Below are 13350 nucleotides of genomic sequence, written 5' to 3' on the forward strand. Positions count from 1 at the left end.
GCTAAAAAGCAGTTAATTGTTATTCAAAGTAATGCCGTAGAGAGTTGACAGACAATTGGGTTATAGGTAAGGCGTTTAAACATACCCTTTTGCCGCCTCTAATGCCTTTAATCAGCAGAAAAAACAGCCGCTAATCTTGTTACCCATTTTTCTTGAAATGTAATTTTAAGCTTAAAAATAGCGCGATTGAATGATTAATTTGCCGTCAGCAGGTTTTGAATGACAGGTTCGGATGTACCGTGTCAAGAGTTAGTTATTTACCTGAAAAGAAATTTTTGGTATAAAGATCAGCTAACTTTTGAGCCACTGCATATTTTTTAGAGGTTAATCATGTCCAGAGTCTGTCAGGTAACGGGAAAACGTCCAGTTACCGGTAATAATGTATCACATGCCAACAATAGAACTAGAAGGCGTTTTTGCCCTAATCTGCAACATCACAGATTTTGGGTAGAAAGCGAAAATCGTTGGATTCGTCTGCGTATCTCAGCCAAAGCGATGCGAATAATAGACAAAAATGGCATTGATGCTGTACTGGCAGATATGCGGAAAAATGGCATAAAAGCTTAAGGGGGCTAAATGCGCGACAAAATCAAATTGGTTTCTACAGAAGGAACAGGTCACTTTTACACGACCACCAAAAACAAAAGGACTATGCCGGAAAAAATGGAAATCAAAAAATACGACCCGGTAGTGCGCAAACATGTTATGTACAAAGAAGCCAAGATAAAGTAATTTATCTCACGCCTTGATGACCACAGCTATTCAGGCTGTGGTTGTGTGGCTGGGGTAGCAGTAATGCCCGTTGGCTATTTAGTTACAACGAACTGAAAAAACACACAGAACCTTACTCCGGATTTTTTTTCATTGCATTCAAAATACTTTTAAGCTTTTCTGTTTGCCTGTAAAGCATTCTAAATTCCCTGTCCGCCTCTTCCTTCTCTTGCTTCAGCTGCTCATACATCGCTTTTAAACGATCATTAGCATCCAATAATGCTGAGTTTTCCATTTGCAGTTTTTCCAGCATTGAGTCTTTATCGTTTTCAGAAATGCTGTCTTTTTCAGGTCCGGCAGCTTCAACTAATTTTTGAGGTACGACAAAAGTCGTTTCCACTCCATCATCAATAGCAAATGAAGCCGCACTTTTTACCAGGGTTGGGGCAACATTCTCTATGCCGCCATCAAGAATCGAAGCCTTTATTTTGTTCTTCAGCAGCAGAAAAGCAGCGGCTTCACTGGTCTTCCCATTATTACAAACCACGATTACAGGCCGATTCCTGTTTAATGTTTTAACCTGCATACGCAGGGTAAAAAAAGGAGCGCTTAAACTATCTTCAAGATGATGCGAGTTAAACGCTTCAGTTGAGCGTACGTCCAGCAATAACGCCCCTTGGTTAACTTCAAGACACATTTGATCATAATCAACATATCTTAGTGATGGTTTTTTGATCAGATTGATAAAATTATCTTTGCTGAGCCTCAACAGCGATAATTTAGTGAGCGCGGTTACGGTCACATTACGTGGCTTTTCCGAGAGGATGGAATCCTCACCAAAAGTGTCACTGTCTCTAAGCAGGGCCAGCTTGATTTCTTTGGCATGTTCAGAAGGCTTGCGGGTCAATAGGCATTGCCCACTTTTTATCAGGTAATAATAATCCCCCGGATCTCCTTGGCGCAGAATCGTTTCCCCTTTCTCAAAAATAACTTCTTCAAGGCTCATTAGAATTTTTTGTAAATTAGCAGGGGGAAGTTTCTGAAAAATGGGCGACCTTAATAACGTAGTCATCCAATCGTCAGAATTTTCCTCGGGCTCAATAATGACCATTGAACTGATTTCCTCCTCATAAGTTTGTGTCAAAGGGTAGTCTAATAGATTAGCCGGCAGCTTAATATAACGAATTGAGCTTCGCGCAACTGCATCAATCTTTCTGGGAACTTGATGGGCTAACGCAAACTTTGCAGATTCAGTTTCAGATTTAACGACCTCAAATGATAATCCTGCGGCCTGAAAAGACACTTCCCCTTGTAACAAATAGTATAAATGAGGATCAACATCGCCCCGCTTGAATAGAATATCGTTTCGGGCAGCGTCTTGAATAGTAATTTGAGCACACAGCGACTCAAAATGAGGAGTTGCGAGATTTGCAATGGGAACCAGTTTGCGAATTGCTTGACCGTCGTCGGAGCTTGTATCTACAGCCATTCAATTTGGATAAAGTGGGTATTGACGCTTGTAATATAGCTTAATAATGGCAATTGATCGCCAAAAAATAACGGTAATCACAAAAGTGACTATTGTTTTCAATTTTTTAATGCCCATATTCAAGGTTATTGCGGAATTGGGATTAGGTCATGTTTTATATCCAACAAAAACCGTCTTGCGACTGTTCATCGCATGTTCAATTGACTGTCCAGAGAATAAACATCGATCAATGCCAACTATATCCCAAAAAGCCATCGTAGATCGAAATTCGGCACCCGGGGCCCGTCAAAGGACGCCGTAAATACATCCTTGTAGGCTCTATGCCAGCATCCATGCTGGCATAGCCTTTACCGAATACCCCGTTGCCTCCTTAGGCACTGCCGAAATTTAAAGTGCGAAAGGTATAAATACTCTGATTTAATTCGCTCTTCCTCAATTTTCAAGCGTTTTCACGCTGTACGTTGTATCTTTTAGAGGCGGACAGTTGATTTGTTTGTTTATTTTGAAAAACCAAAACTATTAATTAGGTTGTTAATTCTTGCGAGATCACTATGAACAGTAAAATTTTTAGAACGATAGCGGGTTGTTTAGTCGTCCCCTTGGCTTTTCTTGCCGCATCACCGGCTCAGAGCGGACTCCCAGTTGCGGTGAATGGCCAGAAACTGCCTTCTCTTGCACCCATGCTTGAAACCAGCTTGCCGGCTGTTGTTAACATTTCCACCTCAACGAATGTCCAGGTTCTTGAGCATCCCTTAATGCGAGATCCTTTTTTCCGGCATTTTTTTCAAATGCCCAACCAACCCAGTCAGCGTCAAAAAAACAGCCTGGGATCAGGTGTTATTGTAGATAGCCGTAATGGCTATGTATTAACCAATAATCACGTCATCGATAAAGCCGACAAAATCATGGTGACCTTACAGGATGGCCGGCAACTGAATGCCAAGCTGATTGGAACCGATCCTGATGCCGATGTTGCCGTGATTCAAATCCCTGCCGACAACTTGACCGCTTTGCCGATTGCCGACTCAGATGAATTGCGAGTTGGCGACTTTGTCATTGCGATAGGCAACCCGTTCGGCTTGGGACAAACAGTAACGTCCGGAATCGTAAGTGCATTGGGACGTTCCGGCTTGGGCATTGAAGGGTATGAGAATTTCATCCAGACCGATGCCTCCATTAACCCAGGCAACTCGGGAGGTGCTTTGGTTAACTTGAATGGCGAATTTGTCGGGATGAATACGGCTATTTTGGCGCCCAACGGTGGCAATGTCGGCATAGGCTTTGCGATACCGGCTAACATGGCCTTGACTATTAAAGAGTCCTTAGTAAAGCATGGTGAGGTTAGGAGGGGATTATTGGGCGTCACGACACAAGACTTGAGTCCAGAACTTGTGAAAGCGTTTGGATTGGAAACCAATAAAGGCGCTGTAGTCAGCAAGGTTGAGGGTAACTCACCTGCCGCAAGAGCGGGTTTGGAGCCGGGTGATATCATTACAGAGGTGAACGGCCAGAAGATAAAAGGCAGTCATGACATTCGTAATATGATTGGTTTGATGCAAATTGGTGATAAGGTTGATATAGAGTTATTGCGCAATAATGAAAAGATGACTGTTCAAGCAGCCATTGGTCAGCCTCAACGACCGCAAGTCGCAGGAGAGAAAATCCACCCACGATTGATTGGAACCATCCTGAGCAGCAGTCAGAAAAATCAAATTGAAGGCATTCTTTTAGAAAAGATAAATACGGCTTCAGAAGTCTGGCGGGCAGGATTGAGACCCGGCGATATCATTGTTTCCGCCAACCGCTATCGGGTTAGAAACCTGGATGAATTAGCCCAGGTGGTAAATCCCCAAAGCCAGCTGTTAATCAATATACAGCGCGGTGAAGAAGCCTTTTTTCTGGTATTAAAGTAATTTGAACATTAATCCGAGAGACCCAACCGAATGACCGAAAGAAACTTTATCCCTCTTAACATAGCCGTTCTGGTGGTATCCGATACGCGAACCGATGCCGACGATATATCCGGAACGGCCTTGATTGAACGCATCAGGGAAACAGGTCATATTCCCGTTGAGAAATTGATCGTACCCGACTCCATCTATGCAATCCGGTCCGTCGTTTCGCGATGGATAGCCGATGAGGCGGTTCAGGTTATCATCAGCACCGGCGGCACCGGCGTAACAGGGAGAGATGGAACCCCTGAGGCGATTGAACCGTTGCTGGATAAGAAACTTGACGGCTTTGGCGAAATATTCAGAATGATCTCGTATCAATCCATCAAAACATCGACGATTCAATCCAGAGCCATTGCCGGAGTCGCCAATGCCACTTACATATTTTGCTTGCCCGGGTCGTCAGGGGCTTGTAAAACCGCCTGGGATGATTTGATTAAAGATCAGTTGGATTTTCGAACCAGGCCCTGTAATCTTGTTCAGCTAATGCCCAGACTCATGGAAAAATGATGCGTTCAGTCTTCTTATTTTTAGGCTCATTAAGTGCCTTTACCGGTGTTGCCTTCGGTGCATTCGGTGCGCATGCTCTTAAAAACAATTTTAGCCCGGAGATGCTGGATATTTATAAAACCGGGGTTAATTATCAGATGTGGCATGCACTGGGGCTTTTCGGTCTCGCCTTCCTGCAGCAGCAGGCACCTTTGTCGCGCTTGATTCACTGGGCAGGCTGGCTGATGTTTGCCGGAATAATCTTATTCTCAGGCAGTCTCTATCTGTTGACAATACTCAATGCCAAATGGCTGGGTATGATTACCCCCTTCGGTGGCTTGGCCTTTTTAGCTGCCTGGGTCCTTATCATGCTATTTGCAGCTCAAAAATCCTCTTAATATTCAACTTGTCGAGTCAAACGATGCGTGATGCTAACCCACAAACAGTTTATCTAAAAGATTATACGGTACCGGAATACCTGATTCACGAAGTGGATCTGAAATTCAACCTGGATGATGAATGCACCCAAGTCACCGCCAAGCTGAAAATCAGCCGTAATCCGGAGAGTTCACATCAGAGCGAAGCCTTAACCCTTCATGGCGAAAAGCTGGAACTTATCAGCGTCTTGCTGAATGGGGAGGCGTTAAGTAAAGATGATTACCAGCAAACGCCAACCGCACTCATCATTCATCAAGTACCGCAGAAACAAGCCTTTGAAGTGATCATTGAAAATCACATTAACCCTAAAGCCAACACGGCTCTGGAAGGTCTATATCTTTCTAAGTCTATGTTATGCACCCAGTGCGAAGCGGAAGGCTTCAGGAAAATCACCTATTTTCTGGATCGTCCCGATGTGATGAGCCGGTTTACAACCACCTTGATCGGCGATAAATCGCGATATCCGGTGCTGCTTTCAAATGGCAACAAGATCGCACAAGGTGAGTTACTCGAAAATGATCACTGGGTCACCTGGGAAGATCCTTTCGCTAAACCTTGCTATTTGTTTGCGCTGGTAGCGGGGCAATTAGATTGCGTAGCCGATCGATTTACAACTATGTCGGGCCGTAATATCGATTTACAGATCTTTGTAGAAAACCATGATCTGGACAAATGCGCACATGCCATGCAAGCGCTCAAAAACGCGATGCTTTGGGACGAACAGGTTTACGGCCGCGAATACGATCTGGATTTGTATATGATCGTCGCGGTCGGGCACTTCAACATGGGCGCCATGGAAAATAAAGGCCTCAATGTCTTTAATACCAAATTCGTACTGGCGCGGCCTGATACCGCCACCGACAGTGATTATGAACACATTGAAGGGGTGATCGGTCATGAATACTTTCATAACTGGACCGGCAACCGGATTACCTGTAGAGACTGGTTTCAGCTCAGTTTGAAAGAAGGCTTTACCGTTTTCCGTGACCAGGAATTTACCGGCGACAGAACATCCAAAGCAGTTAAACGCATAGAAGACGTCAATATGCTGCGGACTCGCCAGTTTGCAGAAGATGCAGGACCTATGGCACATCCCATTCGTCCGGATGCCTACATTGAGATCAATAATTTTTACACGCTGACAGTCTACGAAAAAGGCGCAGAAGTCGTCAGAATGCTGCATACCTTGTTAGGTGCGGAGGGATTTCGTAAAGGCAGCGATCTCTATTTTCAGAGGCATGACGGCCAAGCGGTTACCTGCGACGATTTTGTCAATGCGATGCAGGATGCCAATGGTGTTGATCTGACGGAATTTCGACGCTGGTATGCACAGGCCGGAACACCTCTGGTCAACGTGAGCCCGCAGTATGATGAGGCATCCCAAACGCTGCATTTAACCATCAGTCAAACAAGCCCACCAACACCCGGCCAGCCAGTGAAAGAACCGCTGCCGATTCCTCTGCGGCTGGGCTTGCTGTATAGCGATGGCTCCATAGCACCCTGTCAGCTTAAAGAGCAATCCGCAAGCAAAAATGAAACGGTTTTACAGCTGACTGAAAAAGAACAGCAGTTTATTTTTACCGGTTTAAAAGAAAAACCGGTAATTTCGATTTTGCGCGGTTTTTCTTCGCCGGTAAAACTGACCATGGAGCGCAGTCAGGATGAGCTTGCTTTTTTACTGAGACATGACTGCGATACGTTCAATCGTTGGGAGGCCGGACAGCAATTATCCAGCCGAATTATTTTGAATTTGATTGAGGATTGGCGTGACGGCCGCGAGTTAAAAATTGAACCTGTTATTGTCGATGCTTTTCAACAGGTATTGGAACAATCCTGGGAGGATTTATCCTATTTTTCCTTGCTGTTAAATTTACCCTCCGAAATTTATTTGGCTGAGCAAATGCAGGTAATTGACCCCGAGGGCATTCATTATGCCAGGGAAAAAGTCATCCTGACTTTGGCTGAGCAGTTGCAAAAACGGTTTTTAGAACTTTATCAGCTCTACCATAAAGATGAATCAGGACAATTCGATTCGGGAGCTATTGGCCGCAGACGGATTAAAAATGCCTGCCTTGCCTATTTAAGTGTACTGAATACCCCTGAGATTCAAAGCTTGTCGCTGGCGCAATTTAAATCTGCCAAAAACATGACCGATCAGATGGCGGCGCTCAGTGTGATTGTTAATAACGAGCACCCTGGAAAATTGCAATGTCTGACCGATTTTTATCAGCAATGGCAAAATGAAGCGTTGGTAATTGACAAATGGTTTGCCTTACAAGCATCCAGCCCAATGCCTGAAACTTTCGATACTGTTACAGGTTTACTGGATCATCCCGCATTTGACATGAAAAACCCGAACCGGGTCCGTTCTCTGGTTGGGGCGTTCAGCCAAGCCAATCCATTGCATTTTCATGCCAGCAACGGCCAGGGTTACCGTTTTCTGGGCGACAGGATTATTGAATTGAATACATTGAACCCTCAAGTGGCATCCCGAATGTTAAGCGCACTGACACAATGGCGTCGTTTTGATGAAACTAGGCAACAACTAATGAAAGATCAGCTGGAACGCATAATGACAACCGACGCGATTTCACCTGATGTTTATGAGGTGGCAAGTAAGAGTTTGGCTTAAGGTTTAGAGGGGCTGTCTTGCGACTAAAGAAGTTTTATCAGCGTAATTTACCTAGGTTAAGGCTGGAATGAGCAAGATATCTATCTTTTACTATCTTTCTTGCTTTTCGTTAGGAAACTCAGGTTTTTTACGATTAAAACTCCAAATAGTTAACAATTCCGCACTACAAAGTTCGGTCTCTATTTCTTTTTTCAAAACACATTCCAGAGCGAGAAGAGATAATAATCTCGTAATTTTAAATGGGGAAAATCTATTATCTGACGTGCTAAATCGATCTTGATTCTTAATTTTTTCAACCTCATGGATTCGATACTGCATTCTATATGCTCCGAATAGTCTGGTGGATGTTAGAATAACGCCAACAAAGTGTAGCAATCGCTGCATGATTAATGATTGCCAAGGCTTATCTCGTAAAAGTAAAAGCTGATCACTCATACAAAGAGGAAATTATGCGGATTTGGAAATATTTACCCGCTGTTGTAATGACAACAGTTGGTATCCTGGTTACTGTCTATGTAGCATTTTATTTCGTTTTTCTCGATCTAATTGTTGATTATTGGTGGTTTCAGGCCTTAAAGTTTGAAGGATACTTTTGGCTGCGCTTGCTCTATCGTTTTTTCCTTTCGGGTATTGTCACGCTCTTTTTCTTTTCGATTTTCTTTTTACATTTCTGGCTGTCTTCACGATATTTCGGCTTCAATCCGAATGAGGCTGTTTTTTCAGATCCACTGAAAAGACGGGCGTTTGACCGTTTTGCTGATTTATTTATCAGCTATTCAATCCGGTTGTCGACACCCGTAGCTTTAGTCTTGGCGGTGATGATCGCCATTCCTTTTTATGAACAATGGGAAGCATCATTACTTTTCTTCTTTGGTGGATCTGCCGGCGTTACTGAACCTGTTTACGGCAGAGATGTTGGTTTTTATCTGCTTTCCTATCCTATTTATCAGCTTATCCAATCGGAATTGCTTGCTACGGCCTGCATCATCTTTATCATGGTGGCGTTTCAATATTGGATGCAGAGTATTTTTGTACCCAATCAAGTCAAAAACTTTCCGATGGCGGCCAAGATTCATTTGGCCGTGTTGTTTGGGTTTGTCGTGTTGTTCGTGCTGTGGGGATTTGCTCTGCATAGATTTTCACTTTTATATGTCAATGTACATGAACCGGTCTTCTCAGGACCGGGCTTTGTTGAATTGAGATACAAATTGCCCCTTATTTGGCTGTCTATATTTACTTTTTTGGCTTCTGCAATTGCTTTGCTTTTTTACTTTTTTTCGGAGAAGCCTCGCATCAAAATGCCGTTTATCGTTACCTTCAGCTTATTTTTAGGCGTTTTCGGTATTCAAAAAATAGATTTCATACCCGCATTGATCGACAAATTTATTGTCAAACCCAATCCCGTCAAGACTCAACGTCCATTCATTCAGAACAATATTGACGCTACGCTGGATGCCTATGATCTTAAGAACATCGAAACGGTAGACTTTACCGTGAATCTGGATCCTACCAAGGACATTGAAGAATGGAGTACACAGCAAAGATTCGAGAACATTCCGGTCTGGGACCGCGAATTCCTGGATGACGTGTATAACCAGATGCAGAGTATCCGCCCTTATTACCATTTTCTTGAAGTGGATGAAGGACGTTATTTTATAAATGGCTTTAAGCGTCAGGTTAACCTCGCAGCAAGAGAAATGAACATCTCGAAACTACCTAAGGAAGCTCAAAACTGGGAAAATACGCATTTGCGTTTTACTCATGGTTACGGTGCTGTAGCCACCCCAGCGGCACAAGACGCTGCCAACCCGATTATCTGGTTCATGCGTGACCTCAATTTGCACTCTGATGTGGGTCTGGAAGTAAATAAACCGGATATATATTATGGTCAAGAACAATACAAATATGCGATTACCCCCAATAACCTGAATGTAGTGGGGCTATCCGGAACAACGACCACTCCTCCAGATAATGCGCTTGATAAAGCGTACAGAGGAAGCGGCGGAATTCCTATCCCCTCTTATTTCAGAAAACTTTTGTTTGCGTTTTATTTTAAAGACGAAAAGATATTTTTTTCTACCAATATTACGTCTAAAAGCAAGTTACTGATACGAAGAAACATTATTGAACGGATCAATTTACTAACCCCTTTTCTGCATCTGGATAAAGACCCCTATTTAGTGATCACAAAGGACCGTTTTTTCTGGGTTCAAGATGCTTATACTTTATCTAATTGGTATCCGGTTTCCAAATCGGCAGATGACGACTTTTTGGACGGCTCCGAACAATTCAATTACATTCGTAATTCGATCAAAGTTACGGTCGACGCCTACAGCGGCGCGGTTAAATACTATAATACCGACCCTACCGACCCTATCATTCAGGCTTATGATAAAGCTTATCCGGGCGTTTTTCGGGATATAGACGAAATGCCGGAAGAGCTGAAAAGGCAATTGCGTTATCCAAGAGATTTATATTATCTGCAAATGAAAGTCTATGCGAAATACCATCAGACTGAACCCGCATTGTTCTATCAGCAAGCTGAAACGTGGCAGTTTGCCCAAGTAAGAGACAAGCCTGTAAAGCCTTATTATTTAACTATAGATTTTGGGCATTGCGGAGGTAAGGAGGAATTTGTCATGATCAATGCCATGACGCCGGTAAATAACGCTAACCTGAGCATGGTGAGTGTGGCCAGTGTCATGGATAAAGAAAAATGCGGCGATGCCTTTAAAAAAGGTATCACTGTTTATAAATTCCACAAGGAAGTTCAGGTCAACGGCCCGGCCCAGGTGGAGGCTTTGATTGAGCAAAGCCCGGAAATATCTGCCCAGTTAACATTGTGGGATCAGCGCGGTTCACGCGTTGAAATGGGCAGGATGATTATTCTGCCTATGAAAAACTCTATCCTTTATGTTCAACCGATATATCTAATTTCTATCAAGACAAGGATACCTGAATTGGCTCGTGTAATAGTCTCGATTGGCAATGAAGTCGTCATGGACACAACTTTATGGGGAGCATTCAAAAGACTAAAAGAACGGTTTATCAGGGTTGATAACGGAACAGGAACAACGTTTGAACCTGATAAGAAATAATTGAGATCTGGGACAATGCTAAGTCATTGTCCCTTTTTATCTAGACGCGGGGGTTTCCTAATTCAAAAGCATATTGCACAATTTGTCTTCCAGATCGATCCTTATGGCCAGATTCTCGCCCAAATGAGATAAATCGTGCTCCAGACTTTCTAAACTGAGCGCATCCAATGCTTCTTCGTATTTATCATTAAATGCAATGGCCACATCTGTTGTTTTGGATAGCTCCGGATAAATCTGCTCGGCCATATTTAAAACACCCGCACGGCGCTCGTCCCCGGTTACCAAACGATCATAAATACCGAAGTGGCCTAATGAAATGTAATCAACCAGTAACTGAGAAAATTCGGTGAGTTTAAGTTGGACTTGTTGCCTAGGTGAAAACGGCTTAAGTTCAGCAACGTGACAATACATGCTCCACACTTGTTGTCTTTCTTTTTTTAATTCGTCCACAAGATGACGTGATTGTTGGCGCCTGTCAATATTAGGTTGTGTCGATATCATGATTCTAAAGCCTCAAGGTTTTCTTTTTAATTTAAGTTACATTTTAATTTGATGCAACAATTATCTAATTTTAAAGGAAAAGTAAGACTAAATGTAACAGATAACGTATCTGCTCACCCCCTCCAATTTTAGTGGGTGTAGGTGGTTGATTGAAAAGGCTTCTGCAACAGGAATGTTGCAGAGAGCTACATGGACGTGTTTACGGTTCCTTTGAAATCAAACACCTACGCCCATAATTCAAAGCGGGCGAGTAGTTACGATAACTTTTAGAAGACTGTTGAATTAAGTTAACACATTGAATGCGCTCAGCTTTAAACAGCTATGAATCCGACTTATCAAAACCTCCTTTTCTTTCAAGTATGAATCCAGAAAATCGTGTATTTTTTTTTACTGCACTGCCCTGCGAGGCAAAGCCTTTGATTGGCCGTTTTCGATTGAAAAAACATACTGAAACAAGCCAATTTGCTTTGTATAGCAACCATGATGACATTTATTTAATCGTCACTGGCGTTGGAAAAATAGCCATGTCTGCCGGTGTTGCTTTCTCTCAGGGATTATTAGGGAGTCATAATCCGACCTTAATAAATGTAGGAATTGCCGGGCACAGGGATCATTCCGTGAACACGCCCTTTATAGGACATAAAATTATCGATGCTGATACCAAAAAAAGCTTTTACCCTCCATTAACTTACACATTACCTTGTGGCTCAGAAACCATTTTGACGACATCTCACCCTCAATTGAAATACGATCATGGACAATTGAGCGACATGGAAGCCTCGGCTTTTTATGAATCAGCAGGACGGTTTTCGAGTGGTGAATTAATACAATGTTTCAAGGTGGTTTCAGATAACCTATCTCAACCAGCCGGTTTACTTGAAGCGAGTAAGATCACGCATTTGATTGAGCAAAATTTACTGATACTTGAAACGTTGCTAACAGAATTACGTTTATTGCAGAGGGTACTTGCAAACAAGCAGGATCTGAAATTATCCGAATTGACCGGTATATTTCGATTTTCCGTAACCGAAAAAGCATATCTTAAAAACCTGCTTCAACGCTGGCATGTCATTAATTCGAATCAAACATTGGACATCAATCTTGAAAATGTAAAGTCAGGAAAAGAACTGCTTAAATTACTTAATAAAAAACTAGCCATACTGGATTATGACCTATAAGATTTAACGTCAATATCCAAAAATTACCGGTACAGCAAGACTTGGCTTTGCCAATTGACTGATGGCTAAATTATTTTAATGGTGCGCGAAAAGGCATCAAGCAGAGGCTTAAAAAACCCAATGTCTTTTTGTCTCTATAACAATCGAGTCCGATGGGCATTTGCTCTTGTGAGTATTTCGGATGTGCCTTATAGGTACCACAAAGCCAGTCCCAGCATGTAATAGAAAACCCATAATTGCTATCGGTTTCAGTTTTGATAGTCGAATGATGGATACGATGCATGTCCGGTGTAACAATCAAGAAACGAAGCTTTTTATCCAGAGTATCCGGAATTGAAATATTACTGTGGTTAAACGTAGCAGCGCCATTCAGGATGATTTCGAAAAGAATAACCGCAAATGCGTCAGCGCCTATCAAATAGATGAATGCAACTTTATAAAACATTGAAAAAAGGATTTCTAACGGATGAAAGCGGACGGCAGTAGTGGCATCGAAGGCTAAATCGCTGTGATGAACCTGATGAAGACGCCAAAGCAAAGGCCATTTATGGGAGAGCACGTGTTGCCCATAGATAGCAAAATCCAGAATCAACAAACTGATTATGATATTTAAACTTTCTGGCATATTGAACCGATTCAACAATCCCCAATGATTTTCTTCCGCGTTAACAGCGGCTAAATAAGCGGCACTTCCGACCGTTAGACGCATCATCAACATATTGATTACAGCTAGACCCAGATTAATTGGCCAGCGAACAAGTCTCTCCACCGGAAGTATACGGCGCGGTTTCAGGTATTCCCAAAAGACCATGACACCAAAAATGCTTAATGCAGCGGTCAGGCGTATCAATGTTTCCAAATT

The 13350-nt window shown here is 42.8% G+C and carries 11 protein-coding genes; 8 read left to right on the forward strand and 3 right to left on the reverse strand.

What is annotated here, in order from left to right; all coding sequences use genetic code 11:
• The first annotated feature begins 330 nt into the window (after positions 1–330).
• Both rpmB and rpmG read left to right on the forward strand, forming a co-directional pair.
• The gene (gene rpmB, locus GO003_RS03540) at positions 331–567 is read left to right on the forward strand and encodes a 50S ribosomal protein L28 (protein ID WP_159651573.1); all 237 of its coding nucleotides are present in this window, start codon (positions 331–333) and stop codon (positions 565–567) included.
• A 9-nt stretch (positions 568–576) separates the two neighbouring features.
• The gene (rpmG, locus tag GO003_RS03545) at positions 577–732 is read left to right on the forward strand and encodes a 50S ribosomal protein L33 (protein WP_159651571.1); all 156 of its coding nucleotides are present in this window, start codon (positions 577–579) and stop codon (positions 730–732) included.
• A gap of 112 nt (positions 733–844) precedes the next feature.
• Here rpmG and GO003_RS03550 read toward each other — a convergent pair whose 3' ends face one another.
• Positions 845–2200: a cyclic nucleotide-binding domain-containing protein gene (locus tag GO003_RS03550; RefSeq protein WP_159651569.1), complete on the reverse strand. Its 1356-nt coding sequence runs from the start codon at positions 2198–2200 to the stop codon at positions 845–847.
• A 551-nt stretch (positions 2201–2751) separates the two neighbouring features.
• Here GO003_RS03550 and GO003_RS03555 point away from each other — a divergent pair.
• The 5 genes from GO003_RS03555 to GO003_RS03575 all read left to right on the forward strand — a co-directional run bounded on the left by GO003_RS03555 (position 2752) and on the right by GO003_RS03575 (position 10809).
• Complete coding sequence (locus GO003_RS03555; protein ID WP_159651567.1) at positions 2752–4113, forward strand: DegQ family serine endoprotease; 1362 nt, start codon at positions 2752–2754, stop codon at positions 4111–4113.
• A gap of 30 nt (positions 4114–4143) precedes the next feature.
• On the forward strand, positions 4144–4662 hold the full coding sequence (gene moaB, locus GO003_RS03560; RefSeq protein ID WP_159651565.1) for a molybdenum cofactor biosynthesis protein B: 519 nt from the start codon (positions 4144–4146) through the stop codon (positions 4660–4662).
• Positions 4662–5039 carry a DUF423 domain-containing protein gene (locus GO003_RS03565; RefSeq protein WP_159651845.1) on the forward strand — a complete coding sequence of 126 codons (378 nt, stop codon included), beginning with the start codon at positions 4662–4664 and terminating at the stop codon, positions 5037–5039. Before moaB ends, GO003_RS03565 begins: the two co-directional genes overlap by 1 nt.
• 23 nt (positions 5040–5062) lie before the next feature.
• Entirely contained in the window at positions 5063–7711 is a 2649-nt protein-coding gene (gene pepN, locus GO003_RS03570) for an aminopeptidase N (protein WP_159651563.1), read from the forward strand.
• 449 nt (positions 7712–8160) lie between these two features.
• Positions 8161–10809 carry a UPF0182 family protein gene (locus GO003_RS03575; protein WP_159651561.1) on the forward strand — a complete coding sequence of 883 codons (2649 nt, stop codon included), beginning with the start codon at positions 8161–8163 and terminating at the stop codon, positions 10807–10809.
• A 57-nt stretch (positions 10810–10866) separates the two neighbouring features.
• On the opposite strand, the gene GO003_RS03580 is transcribed toward GO003_RS03575, so the two are convergent.
• Positions 10867–11310 carry an Rsd/AlgQ family anti-sigma factor gene (locus GO003_RS03580; RefSeq protein WP_159651559.1) on the reverse strand — a complete coding sequence of 148 codons (444 nt, stop codon included), beginning with the start codon at positions 11308–11310 and terminating at the stop codon, positions 10867–10869.
• Between the two features lie 434 nt (positions 11311–11744).
• Between GO003_RS03580 and GO003_RS03585 the strand changes: the two genes are divergently transcribed.
• Positions 11745–12488, forward strand: a complete 744-nt coding sequence (locus tag GO003_RS03585; RefSeq protein WP_159651557.1) for a nucleoside phosphorylase-I family protein — start codon at positions 11745–11747, stop codon at positions 12486–12488.
• A gap of 70 nt (positions 12489–12558) precedes the next feature.
• Here the strand turns inward: GO003_RS03585 and GO003_RS03590 are convergent, their stop codons facing one another.
• Positions 12559–13347, reverse strand: a complete 789-nt coding sequence (locus GO003_RS03590; protein WP_159651555.1) for a sterol desaturase family protein — start codon at positions 13345–13347, stop codon at positions 12559–12561.
• Between the last annotated feature and the right edge of the window lie 3 nt (positions 13348–13350).

Origin of the sequence: Methylicorpusculum oleiharenae (genome assembly GCF_009828925.2) — a bacterium.
Taxonomy (GTDB): domain Bacteria; phylum Pseudomonadota; class Gammaproteobacteria; order Methylococcales; family Methylomonadaceae; genus Methylicorpusculum; species Methylicorpusculum oleiharenae.

What these genes read in the sequence shown, in the direction of transcription:
- GO003_RS03555 (WP_159651567.1), top strand. Translation starts at nt 2,752, where the DNA reads ATGAACAGTAAAATTTTTAGAACGATAGCGGGTTGTTTAGTCGTCCCC.
- pepN (WP_159651563.1), top strand. Translation starts at nt 5,063, where the DNA reads ATGCGTGATGCTAACCCACAAACAGTTTATCTAAAAGATTATACGGTA.
- GO003_RS03575 (WP_159651561.1), top strand. Translation starts at nt 8,161, where the DNA reads ATGCGGATTTGGAAATATTTACCCGCTGTTGTAATGACAACAGTTGGT.
- GO003_RS03565 (WP_159651845.1), top strand. Translation starts at nt 4,662, where the DNA reads ATGCGTTCAGTCTTCTTATTTTTAGGCTCATTAAGTGCCTTTACCGGT.
- rpmG (WP_159651571.1), top strand. Translation starts at nt 577, where the DNA reads ATGCGCGACAAAATCAAATTGGTTTCTACAGAAGGAACAGGTCACTTT.
- GO003_RS03550 (WP_159651569.1), bottom strand. Translation starts at nt 2,200, where the DNA reads ATGGCTGTAGATACAAGCTCCGACGACGGTCAAGCAATTCGCAAACTG.
- rpmB (WP_159651573.1), top strand. Translation starts at nt 331, where the DNA reads ATGTCCAGAGTCTGTCAGGTAACGGGAAAACGTCCAGTTACCGGTAAT.
- moaB (WP_159651565.1), top strand. Translation starts at nt 4,144, where the DNA reads ATGACCGAAAGAAACTTTATCCCTCTTAACATAGCCGTTCTGGTGGTA.
- GO003_RS03580 (WP_159651559.1), bottom strand. Translation starts at nt 11,310, where the DNA reads ATGATATCGACACAACCTAATATTGACAGGCGCCAACAATCACGTCAT.